This is a genomic window from Paenibacillus zeirhizosphaerae, assembly GCF_030705605.1.
Taxonomy (GTDB): domain Bacteria; phylum Bacillota; class Bacilli; order Paenibacillales; family Paenibacillaceae; genus Paenibacillus; species Paenibacillus zeirhizosphaerae.
Window position 1 is genome coordinate 190,037 of record NZ_JAPCKK010000018.1, and the last position, 23,337, is coordinate 213,373.

25 protein-coding genes and 2 pseudogenes are annotated in these 23,337 nt (G+C 49.1%); 8 read left to right on the top strand and 19 right to left on the bottom strand.

Translation table 11 applies throughout. The features are described from left to right. Positions 1–36 precede the first annotated feature (36 nt). The 7 genes from OIN60_RS16025 to OIN60_RS16055 form a co-directional block, all read right to left on the bottom strand. On the bottom strand, positions 37–1,110 hold the full coding sequence (locus OIN60_RS16025; protein ID WP_305755881.1) for an ABC transporter substrate-binding protein: 1,074 nt from the start codon (positions 1,108–1,110) through the stop codon (positions 37–39). Further along, positions 1,107–1,946 carry an ABC transporter permease gene (locus tag OIN60_RS16030; protein ID WP_305755882.1) on the bottom strand — a complete coding sequence of 280 codons (840 nt, stop codon included), beginning with the start codon at positions 1,944–1,946 and terminating at the stop codon, positions 1,107–1,109. The genes OIN60_RS16025 and OIN60_RS16030 overlap by 4 nt, the downstream gene beginning before the upstream one ends. Continuing rightward, the gene (locus OIN60_RS16035; RefSeq protein WP_305755883.1) at positions 1,936–2,742 is read right to left on the bottom strand and encodes an ABC transporter permease; all 807 of its coding nucleotides are present in this window, start codon (positions 2,740–2,742) and stop codon (positions 1,936–1,938) included. The genes OIN60_RS16030 and OIN60_RS16035 overlap by 11 nt, the downstream gene beginning before the upstream one ends. Further along, positions 2,732–3,841, bottom strand: coding sequence for an ABC transporter ATP-binding protein (locus tag OIN60_RS16040; RefSeq protein ID WP_305755884.1), 1,110 nt, complete (start codon positions 3,839–3,841; stop codon positions 2,732–2,734). The genes OIN60_RS16035 and OIN60_RS16040 overlap by 11 nt, the downstream gene beginning before the upstream one ends. A 139-nt stretch (positions 3,842–3,980) precedes the next feature. After that, positions 3,981–5,117: an N-acetyldiaminopimelate deacetylase gene (locus OIN60_RS16045; protein ID WP_305755885.1), complete on the bottom strand. Its 1,137-nt coding sequence runs from the start codon at positions 5,115–5,117 to the stop codon at positions 3,981–3,983. A gap of 174 nt (positions 5,118–5,291) precedes the next feature. After that, the gene (gene dapD, locus OIN60_RS16050; RefSeq protein WP_305755886.1) at positions 5,292–6,005 is read right to left on the bottom strand and encodes a 2,3,4,5-tetrahydropyridine-2,6-dicarboxylate N-acetyltransferase; all 714 of its coding nucleotides are present in this window, start codon (positions 6,003–6,005) and stop codon (positions 5,292–5,294) included. Between the two features lie 165 nt (positions 6,006–6,170). Beyond that, positions 6,171–7,046 (bottom strand): DUF8580 domain-containing lipoprotein, encoded by an 876-nt coding sequence (locus OIN60_RS16055; RefSeq protein ID WP_305755919.1) that lies wholly within the window; start codon positions 7,044–7,046, stop codon positions 6,171–6,173. Between the two features lie 210 nt (positions 7,047–7,256). Here OIN60_RS16055 and OIN60_RS16060 point away from each other — a divergent pair, with 210 nt between their 5' ends. From OIN60_RS16060 to OIN60_RS16075, 4 genes are all read left to right on the top strand, one after another. Further along, entirely contained in the window at positions 7,257–8,186 is a 930-nt protein-coding gene (locus tag OIN60_RS16060; protein WP_305755887.1) for a DMT family transporter, read from the top strand. 195 nt (positions 8,187–8,381) lie between these two features. Then, entirely contained in the window at positions 8,382–9,245 is an 864-nt protein-coding gene (locus OIN60_RS16065) for a sulfurtransferase (RefSeq protein WP_305755888.1), read from the top strand. 424 nt (positions 9,246–9,669) lie between these two features. After that, positions 9,670–11,046, top strand: coding sequence for an SMI1/KNR4 family protein (locus OIN60_RS16070; protein WP_305755889.1), 1,377 nt, complete (start codon positions 9,670–9,672; stop codon positions 11,044–11,046). Between the two features lie 122 nt (positions 11,047–11,168). Beyond that, a complete protein-coding gene (locus tag OIN60_RS16075; RefSeq protein WP_305755890.1) occupies positions 11,169–11,699 on the top strand; it encodes an NAD(P)H-dependent oxidoreductase in 531 nt (176 codons plus the stop codon). Here OIN60_RS16075 and OIN60_RS16080 read toward each other — a convergent pair. The 4 genes and pseudogenes from OIN60_RS16080 to OIN60_RS16095 form a co-directional block, all read right to left on the bottom strand. After that, positions 11,683–12,033: a winged helix-turn-helix transcriptional regulator gene (locus OIN60_RS16080; RefSeq protein WP_305755891.1), complete on the bottom strand. Its 351-nt coding sequence runs from the start codon at positions 12,031–12,033 to the stop codon at positions 11,683–11,685. The genes OIN60_RS16075 and OIN60_RS16080 overlap by 17 nt on opposite strands. 162 nt (positions 12,034–12,195) lie before the next feature. Further along, positions 12,196–12,486 (bottom strand): annotated as a pseudogene (locus tag OIN60_RS16085) (DUF6138 family protein); the annotation flags it as partial. Positions 12,487–12,528: 42 nt separating this feature from the next. After that, complete coding sequence (locus OIN60_RS16090) at positions 12,529–13,095, bottom strand: DUF1697 domain-containing protein (protein ID WP_305755892.1); 567 nt, start codon at positions 13,093–13,095, stop codon at positions 12,529–12,531. 215 nt (positions 13,096–13,310) lie between these two features. Beyond that, complete coding sequence (locus tag OIN60_RS16095; RefSeq protein ID WP_305755893.1) at positions 13,311–14,051, bottom strand: SDR family oxidoreductase; 741 nt, start codon at positions 14,049–14,051, stop codon at positions 13,311–13,313. Between the two features lie 221 nt (positions 14,052–14,272). Between OIN60_RS16095 and OIN60_RS16100 the strand changes: the two genes are divergently transcribed. Beyond that, positions 14,273–14,854 (top strand): TetR/AcrR family transcriptional regulator, encoded by a 582-nt coding sequence (locus OIN60_RS16100; protein ID WP_305755894.1) that lies wholly within the window; start codon positions 14,273–14,275, stop codon positions 14,852–14,854. Between the two features lie 204 nt (positions 14,855–15,058). Here the strand turns inward: OIN60_RS16100 and OIN60_RS16105 are convergent, their stop codons facing one another. The 4 genes and pseudogenes from OIN60_RS16105 to OIN60_RS16120 all read right to left on the bottom strand — a co-directional run. Beyond that, on the bottom strand, positions 15,059–15,322 hold the full coding sequence (locus OIN60_RS16105) for a hypothetical protein (protein WP_305755895.1): 264 nt from the start codon (positions 15,320–15,322) through the stop codon (positions 15,059–15,061). A 57-nt stretch (positions 15,323–15,379) separates the two neighbouring features. Further along, positions 15,380–15,481 (bottom strand): NAD-dependent epimerase/dehydratase family protein, encoded by a 102-nt coding sequence (locus tag OIN60_RS16110; RefSeq protein WP_305755896.1) that lies wholly within the window; start codon positions 15,479–15,481, stop codon positions 15,380–15,382. Between the two features lie 94 nt (positions 15,482–15,575). Beyond that, positions 15,576–16,055, bottom strand: a complete 480-nt coding sequence (locus OIN60_RS16115; RefSeq protein ID WP_305755897.1) for a carboxymuconolactone decarboxylase family protein — start codon at positions 16,053–16,055, stop codon at positions 15,576–15,578. Between the two features lie 162 nt (positions 16,056–16,217). After that, a pseudogene (locus tag OIN60_RS16120) lies at positions 16,218–16,633 on the bottom strand (transposase); the annotation flags it as partial. Positions 16,634–16,981: 348 nt separating this feature from the next. Here OIN60_RS16120 and OIN60_RS16125 point away from each other — a divergent pair. After that, entirely contained in the window at positions 16,982–17,326 is a 345-nt protein-coding gene (locus tag OIN60_RS16125) for an NAD(P)H-dependent oxidoreductase (protein WP_305755898.1), read from the top strand. A 26-nt stretch (positions 17,327–17,352) separates the two neighbouring features. Then, positions 17,353–18,393: an NAD(P)-dependent alcohol dehydrogenase gene (locus OIN60_RS16130; RefSeq protein WP_305755899.1), complete on the top strand. Its 1,041-nt coding sequence runs from the start codon at positions 17,353–17,355 to the stop codon at positions 18,391–18,393. A gap of 110 nt (positions 18,394–18,503) precedes the next feature. Here OIN60_RS16130 and OIN60_RS16135 read toward each other — a convergent pair whose 3' ends face one another. Beyond that, entirely contained in the window at positions 18,504–20,168 is a 1,665-nt protein-coding gene (locus tag OIN60_RS16135; RefSeq protein WP_305755900.1) for a DUF6138 family protein, read from the bottom strand. A 429-nt stretch (positions 20,169–20,597) separates the two neighbouring features. On the opposite strand from OIN60_RS16135, the gene OIN60_RS16140 reads away from it, so the two are divergent. Beyond that, positions 20,598–21,203, top strand: a complete 606-nt coding sequence (locus tag OIN60_RS16140; RefSeq protein WP_305755901.1) for a YjgB family protein — start codon at positions 20,598–20,600, stop codon at positions 21,201–21,203. Positions 21,204–21,382: 179 nt separating this feature from the next. On the opposite strand, the gene OIN60_RS16145 is transcribed toward OIN60_RS16140, so the two are convergent. The 3 genes from OIN60_RS16145 to OIN60_RS16155 all read right to left on the bottom strand — a co-directional run bounded on the left by OIN60_RS16145 (position 21,383) and on the right by OIN60_RS16155 (position 23,251). Beyond that, positions 21,383–22,012 carry a YfbR-like 5'-deoxynucleotidase gene (locus tag OIN60_RS16145; RefSeq protein ID WP_305755902.1) on the bottom strand — a complete coding sequence of 210 codons (630 nt, stop codon included), beginning with the start codon at positions 22,010–22,012 and terminating at the stop codon, positions 21,383–21,385. Positions 22,013–22,127: 115 nt separating this feature from the next. Next, positions 22,128–22,706: a GNAT family N-acetyltransferase gene (locus OIN60_RS16150; protein ID WP_305755903.1), complete on the bottom strand. Its 579-nt coding sequence runs from the start codon at positions 22,704–22,706 to the stop codon at positions 22,128–22,130. A 176-nt stretch (positions 22,707–22,882) separates the two neighbouring features. After that, on the bottom strand, positions 22,883–23,251 hold the full coding sequence (locus tag OIN60_RS16155) for a hypothetical protein (RefSeq protein ID WP_305755904.1): 369 nt from the start codon (positions 23,249–23,251) through the stop codon (positions 22,883–22,885). Between the last annotated feature and the right edge of the window lie 86 nt (positions 23,252–23,337).

The window sequence follows — 23,337 nt, forward strand, 5'->3', positions numbered from 1 at the left end:
AAGTGGGCGAAGGCTTCTTTGGCTATCATTTCCTATTCAATCCAGACTCATCTTAAAGCGTAGAAACAACTCGTTATAATGAGCCAGCATGCGCTTGCCGAGATTATTATACACCTCAAGACGCTTGATCAGTTCGGCATCCGGATAAAAGCGGGTATCGCCCGAAATATCCTCCGGCAGCAGCGACAACGCCTCCTTGTTCGGGGTGGAATATCCAACATACTCGGTGTTCTGCGCAGATACCTCCGGGTCCAGCATGAAGTTGATGAATGTGTGGGCTGCCTCCACATGGGTAGCCGTCTTAGGGATGACCATATTGTCAAACCACAGGTTCGAGCCTTCCTCAGGAACGATGTAATCCAGCTTCTCGTTCTCACCCATAATTTCGGAAGCATCGCCGGACCATACGAGCCCGACCCCGGCTTCCTCATTGGCAAGCATCATTTTGATTTCATCGCCGACAACAGCCTTCACATTCGGGGCAAGCTGTCTAAGCTTGGCCAACGCCTCCTGCAGGTGAGCCTCATTCGTATCGTTGAGTGAGTAACCGAGGCTGTTCAGTCCCATTCCCATCACTTCACGGGTTCCGTCCGCGAGCAGAATATTATTCTGCAGCCTTGGGTCCCACAGATCGTCCCAGCTATTGAAGTCAATTCCCTGTGTCATCTCCGGGTTGTATATAATTCCGACGGTCCCCCAGAAATAGGGAACAGAATATTGATTGCCTTCATCAAAGGACAAATTCATATAGCGAGGGTCAATATTTTTCAGATTTGGCAGCTTGGAATGATCAAGCGGAATCAGCAGGTTCTCTTCCTTCATCTTCGAAATCGCATATTCCGAGGGCATTGCTACATCAAAGGAAGTTCCCCCCTGCTCGATCTTCGTCAGCATCGCTTCATTGGAGTCGAAGGTCTGGTAGATGACCGTAATACCTGTCTCCTCCTGGAAGCGGTCCAGCAGCTCAGGATCGATATAATCGCCCCAGTTGTAAATAGTCAGCGTATTCCCGCCTGTGTATCCTTCACTGGAGTTCAGCCACGCAGCAACTCCCATCATAATAAAAGCAGCGACAAACACCGCGACAAACACCTTTACAAGGGATTTCATTGCGGCACCCCCAGATCCGCCGCAGATTCCTTCATCCGGTCCGCTTTGTGCATGGAAACCTGATTATACCTGCGGTTAATGAAATAGTAGCCAATCACTAGCAGCACGGTGAACAGGAAGATCAGCGTGGACAGGGCATTGATCGACAGCGCTACGCCCTGCCTAGCTCGCGAATAAATTTCAACCGACAGGGTGGAATATCCGCTGCCTGTCACAAAGAAGGTTACGGCAAAATCGTCCAGGGAGTAGGTCAGGGCCATGAAAAAGCCCGAGAAAATCCCCGGCTTGATAAAGGGCAGGATCACCTTGGTCAGCACGTCCCGTCGACTGGCCCCCAGATCCAGGGCGGCATCCACCAGCGTCGGGCTCATCTCCTGCAACCGCGGCAAAATCATCAGCACCGTAATCGGGATGCTGAAGGCGATATGTGACAGCAGCACAGATACGAATCCCAGCTTGATGCCAACGATGGTGAACAGAATCAGGAAGGAGGCTCCGATAATGACGTCAGGATTGACGATCAGCACGTTGTTCAGCGAGAGCAGTGTGTTTTTAACACGTCTGCGCTGCATACGCTCAATCGCCAGCGCTCCCATAATACCGATGATCGTAGCGATGGCGGCCGACAGCAGCGCGATCACCAGCGTATTAATCACGATAATGATAAGCCGCGTGTCCTGGAACACCTCCATATACCATTCCAGCGTAAATCCTTCAAAGCCGTGCATCGTGCCGCCGCTGTTGAAGGAATAATACATCAGATACAGAATCGGCGCGTACAGCACCAGAAAGACAACAAATAGATACACGTTGGCAAGCTTGGATTTATCTCCCACGCTGCACCTCCCCTCCGCCGAACAGCAGCATGAGAATAACCATGGCGACAATCAGGAACACCGCAACCGTCGAGCCCATGCCCCAGTCCTGGGTAACGAGAAAATGCTGCTCAATCGCCGTCCCCAACGTAATTACCTTGTTGCCGGCAATGAGCCTGGTAATCATAAACAAGGACAGCGCGGGAATAAATACAGCCATGCAGCCTGAGCGCACTCCCGCCAGCGTCAGCGGAAACACAACCCGCCGGAAAGCGGTCCATCTGGAAGCTCCGAGGTCGCGGGCGGCATCGAGCAGTGTCGGATTCAACCCTTCCAACGCATTGAAGATCGGCAAAATCATAAACGGGATAAAGATATATACAGAAACAAACACAAAGCTGAAGCTGGTGAACAACAGTTGCTGTTCTCCGATGCCCACCACGCTAAGCAGACTGTTGACAGGCCCTTGCGTGCCGAAGATGCCGATGAAAGCATAGGTCTTCAGCAGTAAATTGATCCAGGTCGGCAAAATAATAAGCAGCAACCACAATTGCTTGTGCTTCGTCCGGGTCAAATAATACGCTGCCGGATACGCGACAAGCAGTGAAAACACGGTTACAAGCAACGCATACCAGAAGGAGCTGAGCGTCATTTGCAAATAGACCGGCGTCATGAAGTTGGCATAATTTGCAAATGTAAAGTTCCCATCCACATCAAAAAAGGAGTAATAGAGAACCAACAGCACGGGTGCCACGACAAACAGCACAATCCATAAATAATAGGGCAGCAGATATACAACACGCGTATTACCGGACATCTGTCTGCACCTCTTCATATGCCTCCAGACGGCGGTCGAACTCTTCCTCCGTCTCCCCGAATCTCATGACATGGATCGCCTCAGGGTCAAAATATAATCCAATTTCACTGCCCGGATCGGCGCGGCGGGTAGAGTGCACCAGCCACTCCTGGCCTGATTCGTCATAACAGCTAATTTCATAATGCACACCACGGAAGAGCTGTGTATCGACCTTTACCCGCAGCTTGCCGTCATTAACACCGGTAATCTGCAGATCCTCCGGGCGGATTACAATTTCCACCTCTTCGTTAGGGCGTAGTCCTGCGTCCACACATTCGAATTGACGGCCGTTGAATTCAACCAGATAGTCCGCGATCATTCTGGCCGGTACGATATTCGATTCGCCGATGAAGTCCGCCACAAATCGGTTGATCGGCTCGTCGTAAATATCATTTGGCGTGCCGCTCTGTTCAATTTTGCCGCGGTTCATGACGAAAATTTCATCCGACAGAGCCAGCGCTTCCTCCTGGTCATGGGTGACGAAGATAAAAGTAATGCCAAGCCGCTGCTGCATTTCGCGCAGAACATACTGCATATCCGTCCGCAGCTTCAGGTCGAGCGCAGACAGCGGCTCATCCAGCAGCAGCACCTCTGGCTCATTGACGATGGCCCGGGCTATGGCAACACGCTGGCGCTGGCCACCGGACATTTCGCTGATGCTGCGCTGCTCGTATCCTTCCAGGTTGACAAAGCTCAGCGCCTGCTTCACCTTCGTGTCAATGTCGCGTTTATTCATTTTTTTAATCCGCAGGCCGAACGCGATATTCTCGTACACATCCAGATGCGGGAACAGGGCATAGTCCTGAAAAACGGTGTTCACCTGACGCTCATTCGCAGGCACGCGGTTAATCAGCTTGCCGTTCATATAAATAGACCCTTCCGTCGGCTCGGCGAAACCGGCAATCATGCGCAGAATCGTCGTTTTGCCGCAGCCCGATGGCCCCAGCAGAGTATAAAACTTGCCTTTCTCGATGGTAAAGCTGACATTCGACAGAACGGGCGGATCGTTATCATAACGCTTTGTTACGTTCTCGAACCTTATGATCGGCTGCTCTTCCATTATGACCTCCTAATATCCGGGCGTCTTCAGACTGCTCCGAGGCGCTGCATGTGCGCCGTTGTATTTTCAATTCAAATCACGGCAAAATCCCTTTCCCATGCTATTTAAGCAGGAAAAGGGGCTGCAGTATACAGGCCTGTTACGACTGCGATTTCCAGGTGAAATAATCGGTCATCACCCGGATCGCCATACCGATGGCCTCTTCCTTCGGCTCAAACTTGGCATGATGCAGGCCATAGGGCGTGTCCACACCTAGCCAGAACATGAATCCGGGAATGCGTTCAAGGAGATATCCGAAATCCTCTCCGGTCATCGCTTCGCTGCATTCCACCAGTTGTACGTCCCTGCGTCCGTCAAGCCAATCCATAAATTCACCGGTCAGTCCGGCCTCGTTGAACACCTGACGGTAGTTGGAGCCGTAATCAACCTCGGCCTTGCATTCAAAGCCTGCTTCAATCCCGCGCAGCAAGGCTTCAATTCTGGACTTGATCACCGTCATGGTCTCGGCCGAGAGCGTGCGGATCGTACCTTCGAGGCGGGCAGTTTCCGCGATAATGTTCTGCTTGGTGCCGCTCTCCACCTTGCCGATCGTAATGACGGCCGCATCCAGCGGGTTGATATTACGCGCCACAATCGTTTGCAGTTGTCCGACCAATTGGGAGCCGGCCACCACCATATCATTCGCACGATGCGGATAAGCCGCATGGCCTCCGGTCCCGGTCAGGTCAATAAACAGCTCGGATGTATTGGCGAACAAAATGCCCGGACGGGTGGCAATAGTGCCTACCGGATACTCAGGAGCGATGTGCAGCCCTACCATCTGGTCAGGCATCCAATCCGCCAGCTCCTCGCTTTGCAGCATCGGCAGCGCTCCGCCGGGTCCCTCTTCGGCGGGCTGGAACAGCACGACCAGATCGTCGGTCATCGCCTCGCGAACAAAATGGGTGACAATGCCTAGCGCAATGCTCATGTGAAGGTCATGACCACACGCATGCATATAGCCCGGATGCCTGGACTTGAACTCATATCCGGTGTCCTCCGCAATCGGCAGACCGTCCATATCTGTCCGGTAGCCGAAGCGGCGCTTGGGTGCGGTTCCCCGGATCAGTACCAGAATCCCGGTCCTCCAGGTGCGCACCTCCAGCCTGTCCTGCGGCAGACCGGCAATGTAATCGAGCAGGTAGCGCTGTGTCTTGAATTCCTCGAAACCCGGCTCCGGAATCTGGTGCAAATCCCGCCGGATCTGAATGTATTTGTCGAAATCCCCTGCTGTCATCGTCGTTCCAGACCTCCTTTCTAATGCCATAGATCATCATATCTTATAAATGTAAGAAGAACGTCAATTGAAGTACTCGCAAACAAGCCAGAGTGCGTTTAGCGGAATTTAACTTAAAAGGCCCGGCGCGTCCGCCGAGCCTTGTCCGAGGTTTGCCTTCCACGTATCCAGTAATTAGAGGGTGCGCAGTTCCTGCAAAATTTCTGTTTTGGATCTTGTCTTGTCATCGACCTGCTTAATGACCTTCGCAGGTGTTCCCGCCACAACAGAGAACGGAGGAACATCTTCCGTAACTACAGCGCCTGCGGCAACGACGGAGCCTTCACCGATACGCACACCTTCAAGCACAACCGCGTTCGCACCGACCAGAACGTCGTCCTCCAGCACAACCGGCTGGGCGGAAGGCGGCTCAATCACGCCTGCAAGCACAGCGCCTGCGCCAACGTGGCACATTTTGCCCACTTTTACACGTCCGCCAAGCACGGCGCCCATGTCGATCATGGTGCCGTCACCAATCTCTACGCCGATGTTGATGACCGCGCCCATCATAATGACGGCATTGTTGCCGATACCCACCATGTCGCGAATGATCGCGCCCGGCTCGATGCGTGCGTTGATGCCCTTCAGGTCCAGCATCGGAACTGCCGAATTACGGCGGTCGCTCTCTACCACATAGTCTTCTTCTTTGGCATTGTTGCTGTCGAGGACAGCCTTGATATCAGCCCAGTCGCCGAATACGACGCCTGCGCCTCCGGAAATAAAGGATTGAACGTTCTCGCCGAAATTCACGGAAGCCAGTTCACCTTTAACATATACTTTTACAGGTGTCTTTTTCTTGCTGTTCTTGATCAGATTGATTACGTCTTGAGTGTTCATTTCAATAGACATGTCGGTTCAACCACTCCTTCATCGCAGTCATACGCTTTCCTTGTGGAGACAAGCATACACTATAATCCTTTATAGCATAAAAGACAGGGCCCCGCAATTGACAGCTTCTAGGTCATATCATTGCGGAGCCCTATATGGACGGCGGTTCCACCGCTTCATAGATCTTTACTGAAGAGTATTCAACGTAATGTAAATATGGCCCATAAAGCCTTCGAGCGCGCCTCCTTGCGGAACGTTAATTTTAACTGCAAATCCCTGGCCCGCCTTCTCCAGCACGATGTACTTCTGTATTACCCCGTTGCCTGTAGCGGTAAGGAATAGTTTAGCACCTTCCAGGTCTGCAGGAATGTCTGTATCCCCGACCTTCTCCACTTCACCAGTCGCAGCCAGCTCTTCCATACCTTCTTTCTCCAGCGTATCCAAATTGAAATCGGCTGGCAGCTTCGTAATCTCCGCATAGTAGTTATCATCTACCGCCAAAGCAACCCGGTTCTGGTCCGGGAATAAGGACATGCTGTCGAAAACATATAGTGAATAGCCTTCTCCCTGCGCCAGCTCTGCCGTGCGCTCCTCCGGTGTGCCTTCCAGATTCACCTCAAACGTTGCGGTTGCAGGGCGTGCGTCGCCTTGTGCAGTATCATTTCCGCCGCCCGTAGCCTCGTCTTCCGTTTTGCTGATTTTGGTAAGAGTTAGCAGCTTAGCAGCCTCTCCTTCAATCGGTTCTTCTGTATACTCAAAAGAAACGGCATCCCCTTCCTTCAATGGAGCGATCTGCGCGTCCACCCCTTCGCCAAGCTGGAACGCGAGCGGTTTGCCATCCATTTCAATTTCCACGGTATGAGGATCGGCTTGGCCGTTATAAACTCCGGTACCGGTAAGCGTTGCCGGAGTCTCGGCAGCCGGTTCGGTCGGTGCCGTAGCTGGTGTACTGGCGGCTGGAGCATTATTGGCCGGGGCACTAGTCTGCTGACCACCACAGGCGGACAGGATGAGGTACATCACGGAAGCAAGCGCTGCTGCATGTATCATTCTTTTTTTCATCAAAAGTAACACCTCCACATTATTTAGACGACAATAGGCTGCAAAAGTTCCACTGCTTGGCGATTTCCGCCTTGTGCTGTAATGGAAAGCTCTTTTTTCACGTCATTAAGCAAATTTTATTTCACACCCATAGATGATCGGGTATAATGATATTTTGTCCGATATAACCTTATTTACCCTTTTTCAAATTTGAATCTATGGAGATGCAAGATGAACACAAATCAGAGACCATCCTACTCCCTTGAACTTCTCTACATCATCGGCATTATCACCATTTCGTTCTCCTCGATCTTCATTAGATGGTCGGAGGCGGAAGTATCCGTCATTGCGATGTACCGGCTCTATCTGACGAATCTGCTGATGCTCCCGCTGGCATGGAAATATCGGCATGAGCTATTCAGGCTGACAGGCAGGCAGTGGCTGCTGCTGACAGGCTCGGGCCTCATGCTTGGACTGCATTTTTTGTTCTGGATGAATTCGCTGCGTCTGACCACCGTTGCCAGCTCTACCGTTATTCTAACGCTTGAGCCGATTCTTGTCATGCTCGGGTCCTTCTGGTTCTTCCGCACACGAGCCAACCGCATGATGATTGCTGGTATGTCCCTGGCCGTTATCGGTTCAATCGCCATCGGGGCCGGGGATTTCAACGCCTCCGGAAACGCTCTGCTAGGGGACTTCCTGTCGCTTCTAGGAACGATTGCCGTCGCAGCCCATATGCTGATCGGCAAGCATTCGCGGGATTCCATAAGCGCTTATGTATACAACTTCTGGGTGTTCGCCATCGCCGCCAGTTCAATGGCCTTGTACAACCTCGGCAACGGATTTGCATTTACCGGCTATGCCTGGCGTGAATGGGGGCTGTTCCTGCTGCTGGCCATCGTACCGACCTTGTTCGGCCACTATTTGTTCAACTGGCTGCTTAAATATATCAACGCGACCGCCGTATCCATGGCCGTGCTCGGTGAGCCGGTTATTTCCTCTATATTGGCGTGGATGCTCTTGGACGAGCGGTTGACGGCCGTGCAGCTGCTGGCCGGTTCGCTCATTCTGGTCGGCGTATGGGTATTTATCCGCTTCGGCAGTGATTTTAAGAAGCCGGCTGGTTCAGCCGCGGATGCCAAGCTGAGCGAAGCTGGGTAGTTGCGCCTTTCTGCTCCTGCCCGCTCCAAGCCAAAGAGGCGTCCCCAAAAGCATTGAAGCCACCCTTTAAAGGGTGCCTCTTTTGTTTTATCCGGAATTCTGAGGGGATGGGAGAAGATCCCCGAAATTTTGCAAAAAGCTACTTTACAATGCCCCTGCACTTGGTATGCTTAAGCTAATAAAGGAGATGAGAAGATGCTACATACGGTACCGATTAAATGGTTGCTGGCCCGGTTATACGAACCGGACCTGGTCATCGTGGACTGCCGCTTCTGGCTGAACGATACTGCAGCAGGAGAGCAAAAGTATTTGGACGAGCACATTCCCCGCGCAGTTTATCTGGACCTGGACAAAGAGCTGTCCGCGCCTGTAACCGAGCATGGCGGACGACATCCGCTGCCGAATGTGGAGACGATGAGCCGCACGTTCGGGCAGGCCGGGATCAACCGGGACAGCCGGGTTGTCGTTTATGATGACAACAACGGCATGAATGCGGCCCGGGCCTGGTGGATGCTCACCTATCTCGGGCATAAGCAGGTGTATGTGCTGGAGCAGGATTTCACCGCCTGGAAGCAGGCCAACTATCCGGTGACACAGGACCGGCCGGTTGTTGTTCCTACGTCATTTACAGCTCAAGTAAAGCCGGAAATGCTGGTGCAAATGGAGGAAGTGCGTAAGGTGTCCAGCCAAGCCGGACCGGACGACAAACTCCCGGCAGGCTCTCCCATCCTGATCGATTCCAGGGATCACCGCCGTTATCTCGGACTGGAAGAGCCATTGGACAAGAAAGCAGGCCATATACCGGGCGCGGTGAATTACTTCTGGAAGGAAGTAGTGAACGAGGACGGCAGCTTGAAGAGCAAGGAGCAGCTTGAGCAGCACTTCAGCGGGCTAGATAAGGACGCCGAGATCATCGTGTACTGCGGCTCCGGCGTTTCGGCATGTCCGAACGTGCTGGGGTTAAAGCAGGCAGGGTTTAACAACGTTAAGCTGTATGCAGGCAGTTGGAGCGATTGGATTAGCTATGAGGAGAATCCGGTGGCTACGGGAGAAGAGTAAGAGTGGAAGGAAGAGTACAGGGCATATGAGCAGAGTGAATTACATCGTCCCAAGCTTAGAGAACTTGGACGGTGTATTTTTATGCTCAGAATCAACCAGGGCTGGTTAGATAATCTTGATTATTTGCAATGATGTATGGCTCATTTTGGATTCTCCGACAGGAGGGACAAACATACAAGGATCGTAAGCACGATATACCTTGTATGTGGATCTTTCATAAACATCTCTGTCCTGGAGCTTGGCTTTGGGGTCGAAGACCCGGAATCTGAGCCCATCCCCCTGCTGATCTGAATTGGAGCCGGCTCTGAATATTCTGACTGTCCACGGTCATTCTTCTATCAGTTTATTCCCCCTATGTTTGGTATAATCAGGGTAACGATATCCATCTCTCAATGGAGAGAATTCCAAACTTACGGGGGCAGCTATGGACCAAAAACTTATCGAGCAATTGACGCAATGGCATGAGGAGGACGAGCATCAGCAGATCGTGAACACCCTGCTGGCGATTCCTGAAAAGGATCAGGATTATGAGGCGGTCAGCCGATTGGCCAGAGCTTATAACAATCTTGGCATGTATGAGGAAGCGCTCGAACAATTCGCTCGCATCTCCAATGAGGGACAAAACGATCCCAAATGGTACTACCGTGTAGGCTTTGCTTTTTATTATTTGAAAAGGTATGAAGAAGCCGCGCAGGCATTCGGCATTGCCGACACGCTTGAGCCTGGCGATGAGGATACCGGGCTGTTGTTAAAATGGAGTCGGCAAAAAGCGGAGAAGCAGCGCAGACAGGAGCAGTGGCTGGCGGCCAAACGGGCAGCGGCATCAGACTCTTACGATTCGGCCGCGAACTATGCTCCTTTTGCAGGAATGTCACTTTCGGATTTCTGGGAGGACAGCGAGTATGCCAGGAAGTCCTATATCTCCGAGCCGCCCACAGATGAACTGATCGTATCCGTCGAAGAAGAGCTAGGGTATAAGCTGCCCGCCTCGTATATTGCTTTAATGAAAAAGCAGAATGGCGGAATTCCGAAAAACACCTGCTTTCCGACAGAAGAAGCGACCTCCTGGGCAGAAGATCATATTGCCATCACAAGCATTCTGGGCATCGGGCGGGAGAAAAGCTACTCGCTCTGTGGCGACCTTGGCAGCCGCTTTATGATTGAGGAATGGGGCTATCCCGACATCGGGGTGGTGATCTGTGACTGTCCTTCGGCAGGCCATGACGTGGTGATGCTGGATTACCGGGCATGCGGCCCGGACGGCGAGCCGGAAGTCATACATGTGGACCAGGAGGATGATTACGAGGTTACCTTCCTGGCCGAAAATTTCGAGGCGTTCATCAAGGGACTGGTGAATGAAGAGGAGTACGACACCTCCGCGGAAGACAAAGAAGCTGACTTACATAAAGTAGCCCGTGGGAAGTTCTCCCCCTTGCTCGCGGAACTGTGCGCTCAAGTCACGGAAGTAGAACAGATTGAACAAAAAATCCGCAATATTTGTACCCGCATCGTCGAAGAAAAAGGCCATTTTTCCTTTCATGCGGATGAACGGTCGTATCTGATGTATGATGTGCAGTTTTGGCTCTATACCAAATCGTACCCGGATACCAGCCGTCAGCAGTATCTGGATATCTATCCGAAAATGATTGCCTTCGGCGGCGAATTCGGCCAGGGCGGCTATGCTCCAAGCTGGATTACCGACTGGCTGGACCAGCGCGTCCGAGAAGGACGGATTATGCAGCAAAACGGACAGCTCCGCTTCACCGATCAGGCCATAACAGAAGTGATCAACCTCCTATGAGCCAATCCCTTTCGGTCGACACTAACCTTAAGGAAAGTAGCTGAACTAAAAGTGCATACTTACATTATTTCCATCTTCTCTTTATACTCATGACATACATCATATTCAAGGAGGACAAATCGATGAAAACTCTTGTTGTCGTAACCCACCCCGGTATGGAAACTTCCGTCATAAACAAGCGCTGGGTGGAAGAGCTCCACAAACACCCGGATAAGTATACTGTACACGAATTGTATAAGGCCTACCCTGACGGAAACATTGATGTTGCAGAAGAACAGCGGCTCATTGAATCACATGGCAATCTTGTTTTGCAGTTCCCTGTTTACTGGTTCAACTGCCCGCCTCTCCTGAAAAAGTGGCTTGACGATGTCTTTACGTATGGCTGGGCTTATGGTTCGAATGGAGGCGATAAACTAAAAAATCGCAAAACAGCCTTAGCTGTATCTGCCGGCGCAAAAAAAGAAAATTATAGTGAATCGGGGCCGTACCGCTATACACTTGAACAGTTGCTATCTCCCTTTGAGACCACCTTCCGATACTGTAATGCGGATTACCGTTCGGTTTTTGCGTTTTATGGTACAGAAGGTGAAACGCCTGCCAGCAAATTGGACAAAAGCGCACAGACTTATTTAAATTTTATCGACAATCTGTAACCAGCATGTTTTCCTCTCCCCAGTCGCACATCATGTTCAACACTGGTATGAGAGAAAGACCGCGTTCAGACAATGAATATTCAACCTTTGGAGGCACCTGCGGAAATTCCCTGCGTATGATCAGGCCGTCTGCCTCCATTTCTTTTAGCATCATGCTTAGCGTTTTAAAGGAAATGGTGCCGATGCTCCGCTGTAGTTCATTAAACCGCATCACTTTATTTTCATACAACCAGTACAAAATGATCATTTTATATTGGCCGCCGATTAAGGACAACGTATATCCAAAGCCGGTGTCTTTCAGTTTCACGCCAGTAGGGATACAGGTTTCAGGCATAGCTGCACTCTCCTTCGGGTAATGTAAAGTTTAAACCAAAGTGAAATACTTTTTAATAAAATCATCAATCTTTATTAAATCATCCTCGATAATTTGTTCAACTGAACTAACGAGGAAGCGCTGGATTATCTGATCCGCCTTCTGCGAGGATGCGGATGTCGATCATCTGCGCCACATCGTTATGTTTGCCTTCCATCCGACTTCCTTTTCAAGCCGGTAATCAAAAAAATGGGGACCGAACTCATTCGACTGGAAAAACTCCTGAAGCAGGAGCCCGTCCGTCATTTCTTCTATGTAGGAACCCGCTTCGATTTTATACGAGCTGTCGCTCCATGAGAGCGGTTCATAAACATCGATATGGATTTTGCGATTTCTCCACTCAACTTGAAGGTAGTCCATGATCCCTGCCTGCAGCCTGCTCAAATTTTTCATTTCATGAATTCTTTGACTCTCGTTGTGAAATAAACCGAACCGTAATCCAAAATTCTTATGTACTCACATCCGGCCGAGCCCTTCTTCCTGCTCTGCGGCCTGCATCAGCATGTAAATCTTCCGGGCCGTGTTCACATTGCGTACCGTCATATGCTGATACAGCTTGGAGCCCACCAATTTAATCAGGCCGCTTTTGGCGGCATTCGCTTTACTGACAGAAAACAGAATGGCCCCGGAGGCAAACAGCACCGTATCCATCTCCGGCTTGATCGGAATTTGGCCGAGGATCGACCTGTCGTTAATTTCGTCCCACAGAAACAAGACATCGCTCTTCATGTCCGCATCATTGGTCCAGTGCTCCGGCAGAACACTCAGGGTATCCCTGATTTCCGGCAGATTACGGATAAGCACCCGGATATTAAGGCCAAAGTCGGCAACGATGGCCTGCTCCAGCTTGTCCGACAGCTCCCGGTGGCTCATGCCTTCGTTGGAGAAAATGATATTGCCCGAATTGATATAGGTCGTCACATGCTTCATGCCCGCCTGTTCAAACGTTTGCTTGAGCAGCTTCATATCCACCTTGTTCTTGCCGCCCACATTGATTCCTCTCAGTAAAGCGATGTAAATCATGAGCTTCCCACCTCTTCTGTTATGTTGTGAAAGTATAATTATAATACAGTAAAGTTACCTCTTAATTGAAGCAATTTAACTATTTTCAGTATTCAATGTTTCTTGCGTATACCTCTGTGCGAAATGATGAAAGACTATGCCGAAGCAGAAGCATAACACTCGGCATAGTCTTTTCTTTGCATTATTTTACTCGGGGCCAGACTTCCCCTTAATATTCAAGACAACGCGGTCGGCCTAACCATAATTTCGCTGATTAGGGTATCATCGGGTTCATTAATGGCAAACGCGATAGCTCTAGCAATACTGTAAGGAGAAATCCCTTTGCCGCTTAGCTGATTGGCTATCGTCTGCACTTCCGGGCTGGTAATGCTGTCAAAAAGTTCGGTGTTTGTCAGACCTGGAGCAATCACGGTAGATCTAATATGCGAAGTCGAAGACTCTTCCAGGCGCAGTCCTTCCGAGATGGCTCTAACTGCGAACTTTGTGGCCGCGTACACGGCTGATGTCGGGGACACTTGATAACCTGAGGTAGAAGATAGGTTGATGATTTGACCGGACTGCTGCTCCCTCATGGTTGGTAATACCGCTGCGATACCGTATAAAACGCCTTTGATGTTCACATCGATCATTTGATCCCATTCTTCTACTCTTAATTCACTCAGCCTGGAACTCGGCATGACCCCTGCATTGTTCACCAATACATCAATTCGGCCATGCACACTTAAGGTAAACTTGGCCAAGTTCTGCATATCTTCAGCAGAAACGACGTCCGCTTTTACAGAAACAGCCTCGCCGCCGTCCTGTTTAATTTCATTAACAATCGCATGCAGACGTTCCTCTCTTCTGGCAGCTAATACTACCTTTGCGCCATTTTGGGCCAACAACTTCGCTGTAGCTTCTCCTATTCCGCTGGAGGCTCCCGTTATAATGACCACTTTATTTCGTATATTTTCCATTGTTAAATGCTCCTTTACTTAAAATTTTCTTTGAGATCCTGAAATGGGTTAGACAAAGTTAAACTTCCACTCGATATAAAACATGTGTTGAATATTTAACGGCCGTTGATTAATATTATAGACAGCAACCCCGATTACTCAATGGTTGATTGATATGTAATTGTTTCATATACAACAACACACTCACAATTGTTGATTATCTGAAGGAGGTAACGAGAGGAATGGAAAACGTTGTTAAAACCGACCGTCGTATTCTCCGGACCAAGCAATCCATAACAAAGTCGTTTCTGGAGCTTTTTTTGGAAAAAGATTTTGAACAAATCACCATTAACGAGATAGCGGAGCATGCCAATGTTAACCGCGGCACCGTTTATCTCCATTACAGTGACAAATACGACCTTTTGGACAAATGTATTGAAGATCATATCAACGAATTGATCTCGTTGTGCAAGACAGGGGAGGCCAATACGGTTAGCCAAGGAATGGTATATGAACCCAAACCGATTTTTGATTATTTTCGTGACAATTTCCCGTTTTTCTCTGCAATGTTTTCCAATCAAAGAGTCTTTCTATTCCGGGACCAATTCCTGAATCTTATCTCAGTCAATCTTATGGCTAAAATGGAAAGACCGGACAATAAGCCCGTTATCGATAAAGAGTTAAAAGCCCAATTCATGGCCTCGGCTTTTATTGGCATTGTGGAGTGGTGGGTACGTCATCAAATGCCGCATTCCACACAATTTATGGCCGATCAGGTTAAGAATTTATTTGAAAAGAATCAAGTTTATCCGAAGTATCATTGAATGTCTCCAGAACCGTGTAACAGTGGCAGCGAGAATCAAGGTGGGACTGTCCCAATAGTCAATTTATGTTTTTCAACCCCCACCTAGAGTTGGATTTGGCCGCTAAAAAGGACCTCATCCCCACTCAATAGTGGGATTTGAGGTCCTTTGGCTTCAATTTTGGGACGTTCCCGTTCTATACGAACACTTTTGGGACAGCCCCTCTTACCCCTGAGGCGTAGAGCGGCTGAGCCAATCCTCGAAACGCGTCGAGGTAATGCGTGGGTTATCACCTGGGACAAGAGATTGATCGTTCAATTCTGCGCCGAAGTAAAGCGCGTTATCATCTTTAATCACCTGACGTGTGTCCTTTGTTGCGCTCAAGAACTGACGGACGAGTTCGTCGAGACGCAGCCGTTCTGGACCAGCCACCTCGATAATGCCATTCACAGCCAAGTGTGAAATCGGCCAGCGCGGCGGCAACATCATCCGAAACGATCGGCTGCACAAGGGCGGAAGGCAAACGAACGGTTTCCCCTTCGGTAGCTACATAAGCGATGCTGCCACTGCCTCATGGCCAAGCTGACGAAGGTTGTTCACGAGTTTTGTCCCAATAAGTCCGCTGCCGCCAATAACTACAATCTTCATTGTTGTTGAACCTCCTAGTAAAATGCCCGTAACAGGGCCTTCTGATGTATTTCTCGATAAGGGCGATAAGGCCTTGCCTTGGATAGTTGTTCTGTTAGTTTAACCCTGCTTTAGTTAATCCAAACGCCGCGTCAGCCGAACCCGGTACGTTCTTGAAAGCGACGTTTATGCGATTCCAGGCATTGATGGCCATGACCGAGAAGGTAAGATCCGAGATTTCTTTTTCAGACAACTGCCCGCGAACACGGTCATACAATTCGTCGGGCACACCTTGCTCAGGCAGTTTGGTCAGGATTTCGGTCCACTCTAACGCAGCCCGTTCACGTGGATCAAACAGCGTCGATTCCCGCCATATCGAAATATGATAGATGCGAAGCTCGCTCTCACCATGAATTTTAGCCTGCTTGACATGCATATCCAGACAGAATCCGCACCCATTCATTTGTGAAGCCCTGATGTGAATGAGATCGAGGATCTTCTCTTCAATTGCGCTTTCCTTCTCGGCATTGCTGAATTCCATCATTTTTTTGAAAAGCTCTGGTGATTGCTGCATATAATTGATACGTTGTGTCATAACTAAGTACCTCCTATTTTTTTGTCACTAAATAAGACAATCGACGAGTTCAATGTGTGACAAAATCTAATCAACATAAATTCCCTTTGAAGAGGAAAAGACAGCCAATGCTAGTGGCTGCCTTTCCTCATTCTATAAGTCAAGATATTACGAGTCCGCCGTCACAATGGCTTCCGTAAGCTCGTCTTCGTTCGGTTGTTCTTTCGCTTCATAGTAAAAGGTACTTCTTGAAATTTGCAGGACGTCACACATTGCTGATACCGAGTATGTATCCCGATTGTTCTGGATGATAGCTACTTTCGTCCCATGATCAGCGCGACTTGCTTTAAAATATCATTCTCCATTCTCAGGCACTGGAGTTCTTTGCGCAAAGCGATCAGCTCGTTTTCATCTGAAGAACGATTGTCCTTCTCCTTGAAGGAGCCTGACGTCTGAGCTTGCTTGATCCAGCGATCTAAGGCTGAAGCTGTGAGGTCGTATTCCTCCACAATCGCTGCTCTGGATTTCCCGTTTTCATAGAGTTGCACCATGTGCTTTTTTAATTCTGAGGTGAAGGTTCGCCGTTGTTGTTTTGGCATTGTAGAGATCCGCTTCTTAGCAGGATAGGTTTATTCTACAAGCCCTTATTTTTTGGTCCAACTAAGTGTAGCCGATCCAACGCTGCTTTCTGCTTAGCTCATTAATTCTAGCCAGAATTTGAATTATTGTTCTACACCTCTTTCTTTGTGGTCAAAGCGAAGTCTTGTCTGTCGAATAAAATAGAAAATGATAGTTACACTTCTTATACTATCAAACAACAATGTGCGTTCTTGTGGGGAAATTTAGATTGAACTATGATTACTACCACGGCTAAGACATTCCGATAGCTGATTCACATTTGAAGGGGCTGGAGTCCATGAAACAAGACATAAAAAAAAGAAGATCTATTGGCAGCATTTGAATTTAGACATGCCACCAAGGAATTTGATCCGACAAAGAAAATTTCCGCTGAGGATTTTAATGTTATTCTGGAAACGGCCCGGCTTTCTCCGAGCTCGGTTGGACTTGAGCCCTGGAAGTTTGTTGTCGTCCAAAATCCGGACTTGCGGGAGAAGCTGCGGACCGTGAGCTGGGGCGCACAAGGCCAAATGCCTACCGCCAGCCATGTCGTATTGATTTTGGCCAACGATCAGTACGGAATCAGCGTGATGGCTGCGTTTGGATACCGTGTCAAAACGCCGCGTCCTAAGACGAGAAGAGCAGTGGCCGATGTGATCCAGTGGGTTGAATAAGAAAAAGAAAAGGAGTACAAACAAATATGTGCAAAACTCATGTTCTAAGTGTTCCAAGTGCAAAAGCACCCTTTGAAAAAACAACTATTGAGCGCAGGGAATTACGGCCGGACGATATCCTGATTGATATAAAGTTCAGCGGTATTTGCCACACTGATATTAACAACGCCTATGATGAATGGGGCGGCGGTATTTTTCCCATGGTTCCAGGGCACGAAATTGCCGGAATCGTTGAAGCGGTGGGATCAGAGGTTACCAAATTTGCTATCGGCGACCGTGTTGGCGTTGGCTGCTTCGTTGACTCTTGCGGAGAATGTGAATATTGCCTCAAGGGTGAGGAACAGTATTGTACAAAGGGCGCGGTACAGACCTACAGTTCATTAGATTACGATGGCAATCCAACCTACGGCGGATACAGTCAAAAAATCGTTGTTAAGGAAGGGTTCGTAATCCGTATTCCGGATGCACTGGAGCTGGATGAGGCAAGCCCTCTTCTATGCGCAGGTATCACGACCTACTCTCCATTGAAGCATTGGAACGCTGGTCCGGGTAAAAAAGTAGCTATTGTCGGAATGGGCGGGCTTGGCCATGTAGCGATCCAATTTGCCCACGCTATGGGCGCTGAGGTAACGGTCTTGAGCCGTTCTGCAAATAAGCAAGAGGAAGCTTTGAGCTTTGGTGCGGATCATTACTTTTCCACCAGCGATCCTGGAACATTCACTGAATTGGCTGGCCGTTTTGACCTCATCTTGAACACGGTGTCTGCCAACCTTGACATGGATGCGTATTTATCCCTGCTTCGCGTAGATGGAACCCTTGTAAATATAGGCGCACCGGCCGAACAGAGTAAATATAGCGTGTTTTCCTTGCTCCTGGGTCGCCGCAGTCTTGCAGGCTCACTCGTTGGCGGAATTCAGGAAACACAGGAAATGCTTGATTTTGCAGCAGAGCACAGAGTCGTCCCTAAAATCGAGGTTATCCATGCAGACCAGGTAGGCGATGCATTTGAGCGCATACTGCGCAGCGATGTACGTTATCGCTTCGTTATTGATATCTCTACACTATAACAGGTGAAAAAAAGGTTAACACTCCAGCGCGGACCGAATTTATATCGGTTCGCGCTGTTTGAATTTTACCGTGTTCCTCCTCTTAATACGTCATTATGTAAGGACTTATTTTACTCCCAAATCCGCAAAAGCTGTTCAAGCCCTCCTTTTAGAGGCTGCTCTGCTTTTTTGGCAGCTTTGGCGAGCTTTTGAGCACTGCCGAAAATCCGGCACAGCACCAACTGCTGTTCATAATCCTTTTTATTTTCCAGCTCCCGCACAAGCGCATGTGCAAGCTCAGGACGATCGATGGTTATATTTTTAACCAGCCTCGCCTCCTCATTGCCGCCCAGCAAAATAGCCACTAGTACAGGCATATGCTCTGCCTTGACACCATGAGCCTCAACAAACGCTTCCGCATAGCTGTCCTGCACCATCTGATGCTCTGTATCCACTAGTTTCATATAGCGGCATACCAACGGAAAATAGGACTCACTGCACAGACCGAGACCAAAAACAGCGTAGGTGCCGGGCATCACCGATTTTTCGCCAGGCTCAACATCCTCGTACCAGGAAAATTCCTCCATCGCCGTTTCAGCATATTCGGCAAGCTTGGGGAACAAGAGCGGATATTGCAATGCGTTGCCAAAAAACTGATGCAGCTTCGACTTGGCCAGCTTTTTCAGCGGCAGAAAATGCTTTTGTCCACTTTGCAGCTTCAGCTTGTAGCCTTTGGGAAATCCAGCTCGTAAAAGGCCGATCAGATAGTCTAGCGCTTCCTCGTAAGCCTGCTGCTCTTCGGAGAGAATGCGAATATCGATGGTCTGCGTCACATCGTTATTTCTGCCTTCCATGCGCTTCCCCTTATATACACTCTCGAATTTCCCGCTTCCTGTCTTCAAGTAGTCTGCCGCTTTGCCGGAATCAAGCTGGACAGCGAGCTCCAGATACCTCTGCCTCGTATGCGGCTCCTTTCCGCCGATCTCCAGAGCTGCAAAGAGAAAGAAGTCCATTTCCCCAGGGTCTGGAGCCTGGCGTTCGGATTCTACTCTCAATATCCAATTTGTCGAGTAATCATCAGAACGAACAAAATGCTGATTCAGAAAATGCTCCTGCGCCCAATCCTTCAAAGCCGAGGTATAGCAGCCTGTCCACTCGTCCAGACGTTTACGGTTGCTGTGTAGCTTGTCCGAAAGACGCCGGATCAGCGGCTCAACCTCTGCCTGCTCCTGCTTCATAAGGTCTGGATTTATTAAATGGCGGGCGAAGAAAAACATGTCATTTTCACTGGGCAGCACAGGAGGATCGGACATAATCTTCGTTTGAATAAAACGCCCCAGTGCCTTTTCAAGCTGCACAAGCTTTGTTTCATTCAACAGATGATGGCTAAGGCTTAATTCGGATTGCTCCCGCTCGAATACAAACACGATATCAAACCGGTAATCAAAAAAGCGGGGACCCAGCTCATCTGATTGAAACAGGGTGTCCATACGACGGCACAAAGCCGGGGAAAATTCCTGGGTAAGAAGTTCATCTGTTAGCTCCTCTATGTAGGCACCCGCTTCGATTTTGTACGAGCTGTCGCTCCAGGAGAATGGTTGGTAAACATCGATATGGATACTGCCTTGAGCCCAGTTGAATTTTCCTTTTCTCCACGCCACCTGAAGGTAATCGTTAATGCCTGCCTGCAGTCTGCTTTGCTTCTTCAACTCAAGGATTCTTTTGCTTTCCCTGGCATAAATCGCGGTGACTTCCTCCCAGACATCATTCAGAAAAGCCTCAACAGTCTTGTTCATTGCTCTATCCTCCAGCTTGTACATATTTCACTTACTCTTCGCTCTCTTCCTGCTCTGCGGCCAGCATCAGCATGTAAATTTTCCGGGTCGTGTTCACATTGCGGACCACAGGAACAGGACATCGCCCTTCATATGCTCATCATTGGTCCAGTGCTCCGGTAAAGCACTTATGATCCCCCGACCTTCTTTCAATCATATTCTATACCTAATTTTTCAACAAGACGGATAATAAACCTTGGAGAATGACCTCATCGTCAGATAATGGGTCTAGTTCATCGTCAGCCCCCATTAAAAGTTCTTCGCCGCATACCGTCCGTTACAAAACTTTAAGATCCTCTGTTACTTTTTGTCGTTTAATATCCTGTATATTGGTTAAATGACAGACAGATTATCAACAATTTCTTTTTTGTTTGAGAGGAGCTACATATCATGAGATTGAAATTTAAAACGAAGAATGCCGCAAAAATGATAATTGCCATGGGCATCATTGGGGCAGCGGTTTTCTGTACAGCAGTACCCGCCTCCAATCCGCTCATGCCCGCTTCTACCGCCGCTGCAGCCGCATCCGGCTCCACCAACGTGAGCGCAGAGCAAAAGCAAATGGCCATTGACACACTAAATTCTTTTTATAAACCAGCTTTGAAGGGACACTTTCCAGGGGCAGTCAGCGGTTTTACGGTTGGCAAAAGCAAACATGCCGATGTGATCCAAAGGTTTGGGCAGCCTGATCTAAAATCGGGAAATTTTGAAGGGTATACCGCCAGTATGGGAAGTCCTGGCCACTCCTTTGCGTATAAATCCGGTGTGCTTAATGAAATACGCTATTTTGGCACAAACGTAGAACGGCAAACCAATATCGGTGGCATCACGATCAGCATGCTGTGGCAGCAGTGGTCCAAGCCAACACACAGCACCACCATCCGTAGCGGCGGCAAAACGCAGATTAAAGTAACTTACCTTAGAAGTGATTACAAGCTGGACTTTATTTTCAATTCCAAGACAGATCTTGACCATATCAACCTGACCAAAGCATAATTCCAAGAGCTGCGGCAGCGCAAAAAAGACGGCCCACCGTTTTCAGCGCTGCCGTTTCTTTGTCCGTACCTTTGAAACTGCTGAAGCTCTAAAATTTTATCAAGGTCGTCTACAAATCAGCGTCATTTACAGGTTTCTCAGATACAACGTGGGCGTCAGCGGCATTCCTTTCGCTTTAATTACAGAGCCAGCGCTTCCTCCGTAATGCTTTTAATATCAATCGTGGAGCTCATTCCATCATTCACGATATCTGGCAAAATGTTTTGCAGGAAATAATCTACACAGTGCAGCCGGATGTTCTTGATTTTAACGAGCGCATTGCGGTACATAACCACAAATTCCTTTTCACTATTGCCCCTCTGCAGCTCGGCAAAGGCTTCATATACCTGGTCCAGCTTGTCCGCAACCTCCAAAATCAAGCCCTCTACAGATTGATCCTTACCTTCACGCAGCTGTCTGCGGAAAATGGGCTTGAACTCCTCCGGGATGTTCCCTTCGATAAAATGCTCCACCATACCTTCTTCAACCTTTTGCAGCATGGAACGAAGCTCCAGAGAGTAGTGCTTGACCGGTGTTTTGATATCTCCGATGAAAATTTCGCCATAATCATGGCTGCTCGTAATTTCGTACAGCTTCTTCCAGTCTACAGTTACACCGTGCTTTTCTTCAATATCCGCCAACGTCTTGGCATACTGTACAACCTTCCAGGAGTGAGCGGCCACGCTGTGTTCCTCAAATTTAAATTTCCCTGGGCAGCGGATAATCCGTTCCAGATCGTTCAATGAGCGAAAATATGTATGAATTCCCATGGAATTAGCCACCCTTTGTCTAGTGTATAGATCGTCGTTATACCGAAATCAGTATAAATTACATATGTTAATAGAAAATTAATTGGACTCCATCATTTTTTGTTCCTAAACTATACTATATGAAATCCACACCCCGCACCTTGGCAAACACCATCTGATTCACAAGCGTGCCATCCTCCTCACGCTCCCAGTTGCGCAGAACCCCTTCGAGTGTGAAACCCGCCCGTTTCGCCACAGCAGCGCTGCGGATATTGCGATCATCACAGCGGATCTCCAGACGATTGGCTTGCAAATGCCGGATAGCAAAATCCGTCATACCGAGCACCGCTTCCGTTACCAGACCTTCCCCGGAACGAGATGTTCTAATCCAGTAGCCGATTTCAAACCTGCGGGCACTCCAGTCGATCCGATGCAGGCCACATGCGCCAAGCACCCCACCGCTCCGCTTATCACACATCACCATCATCATATCCGTGCGCTCCAGAAAGCGAATCCTGCCGCGGCGGACGACCTTCTCCGTTTCCTCGGGCGCGGGAGTCACACGGGCAAACGGCATAAATGGACGGAGTTCTTCCAAGCTTTTCACAATAGCCTCATTCAGCGGCACACCGTCTCCCCATTGCGGCGCACGGACCAACAGCCTTTCAGTCTCAAATTGCTCCGGAAAATCCAGCAGCAAAGGATCAATTTTCATGATATTTCCCTCCCTAAGTAACTGCAATAATATACGAAAAAAAGTTTGTGTTCCATTTGTTTCATTTGTTGCTTCCGAGCGAAAATTGGCGGACCGAAATTGCCAGCCCGTTTTGGCCCATAAGCTTCTGTAATTCGGTCTTCCACAGCCGAATCTGGGATTCATTATCCCGCTGCTTAATGGGTAACCGAAGACCTGAAGTCATCATAGCTGGACAAGTCCGCATGGTAATAGATAACATCTCCGTCTGGAGCTGCAAATTCATGGCCATACTTATCCTGGACTGCATTGCTGTACCCTTCCAGCTTCCATTGGTTATCCAGCGGCGTTTTATCCCCTGGCAGTCTGTAATACCTCAGATGTGGCGTATCCGATCCGTCCTGATAGGTTTCTATGTTGAAGTTCACCACGATGTAACCATCCTTCAGGAAAATCGGTGAGTGATCCGTCAGCTTGTTGGTTCTGCCATACTCCGCAATATTGAATCCGGCTGGAACAACATACGGAGCTGCTGGCAAGCTGTAATAACGATAGGTAAGAGTCATCCTCTGTATGACCAGTAGGAGCACTTTTCCCCCGTTTCACACCGTACGTGATAGTTTCCCATCATACGGCGTTCCATCATGCATGG

Coding starts and splice junctions, on each gene's coding strand:
- OIN60_RS16025 (WP_305755881.1), bottom strand. CDS start 1,110: ATGAAATCCCTTGTAAAGGTGTTTGTCGCGGTGTTTGTCGCTGCTTTT.
- OIN60_RS16035 (WP_305755883.1), bottom strand. CDS start 2,742: ATGTCCGGTAATACGCGTGTTGTATATCTGCTGCCCTATTATTTATGG.
- OIN60_RS16040 (WP_305755884.1), bottom strand. CDS start 3,841: ATGGAAGAGCAGCCGATCATAAGGTTCGAGAACGTAACAAAGCGTTAT.
- OIN60_RS16045 (WP_305755885.1), bottom strand. CDS start 5,117: ATGACAGCAGGGGATTTCGACAAATACATTCAGATCCGGCGGGATTTG.
- dapD (WP_305755886.1), bottom strand. CDS start 6,005: ATGTCTATTGAAATGAACACTCAAGACGTAATCAATCTGATCAAGAAC.
- OIN60_RS16055 (WP_305755919.1), bottom strand. CDS start 7,046: ATGAAAAAAAGAATGATACATGCAGCAGCGCTTGCTTCCGTGATGTAC.
- OIN60_RS16060 (WP_305755887.1), top strand. CDS start 7,257: ATGAACACAAATCAGAGACCATCCTACTCCCTTGAACTTCTCTACATC.
- OIN60_RS16065 (WP_305755888.1), top strand. CDS start 8,382: ATGCTACATACGGTACCGATTAAATGGTTGCTGGCCCGGTTATACGAA.
- OIN60_RS16070 (WP_305755889.1), top strand. CDS start 9,670: ATGGACCAAAAACTTATCGAGCAATTGACGCAATGGCATGAGGAGGAC.
- OIN60_RS16075 (WP_305755890.1), top strand. CDS start 11,169: ATGAAAACTCTTGTTGTCGTAACCCACCCCGGTATGGAAACTTCCGTC.
- OIN60_RS16080 (WP_305755891.1), bottom strand. CDS start 12,033: ATGCCTGAAACCTGTATCCCTACTGGCGTGAAACTGAAAGACACCGGC.
- OIN60_RS16090 (WP_305755892.1), bottom strand. CDS start 13,095: ATGATTTACATCGCTTTACTGAGAGGAATCAATGTGGGCGGCAAGAAC.
- OIN60_RS16095 (WP_305755893.1), bottom strand. CDS start 14,051: ATGGAAAATATACGAAATAAAGTGGTCATTATAACGGGAGCCTCCAGC.
- OIN60_RS16100 (WP_305755894.1), top strand. CDS start 14,273: ATGGAAAACGTTGTTAAAACCGACCGTCGTATTCTCCGGACCAAGCAA.
- OIN60_RS16105 (WP_305755895.1), bottom strand. CDS start 15,322: ATGATGTTGCCGCCGCGCTGGCCGATTTCACACTTGGCTGTGAATGGC.
- OIN60_RS16110 (WP_305755896.1), bottom strand. CDS start 15,481: ATGAAGATTGTAGTTATTGGCGGCAGCGGACTTATTGGGACAAAACTC.
- OIN60_RS16115 (WP_305755897.1), bottom strand. CDS start 16,055: ATGACACAACGTATCAATTATATGCAGCAATCACCAGAGCTTTTCAAA.
- OIN60_RS16130 (WP_305755899.1), top strand. CDS start 17,353: ATGTGCAAAACTCATGTTCTAAGTGTTCCAAGTGCAAAAGCACCCTTT.
- OIN60_RS16135 (WP_305755900.1), bottom strand. CDS start 20,168: ATGAACAAGACTGTTGAGGCTTTTCTGAATGATGTCTGGGAGGAAGTC.
- OIN60_RS16140 (WP_305755901.1), top strand. CDS start 20,598: ATGAGATTGAAATTTAAAACGAAGAATGCCGCAAAAATGATAATTGCC.
- OIN60_RS16145 (WP_305755902.1), bottom strand. CDS start 22,012: ATGGGAATTCATACATATTTTCGCTCATTGAACGATCTGGAACGGATT.
- OIN60_RS16150 (WP_305755903.1), bottom strand. CDS start 22,706: ATGAAAATTGATCCTTTGCTGCTGGATTTTCCGGAGCAATTTGAGACT.
- OIN60_RS16155 (WP_305755904.1), bottom strand. CDS start 23,251: ATGACTCTTACCTATCGTTATTACAGCTTGCCAGCAGCTCCGTATGTT.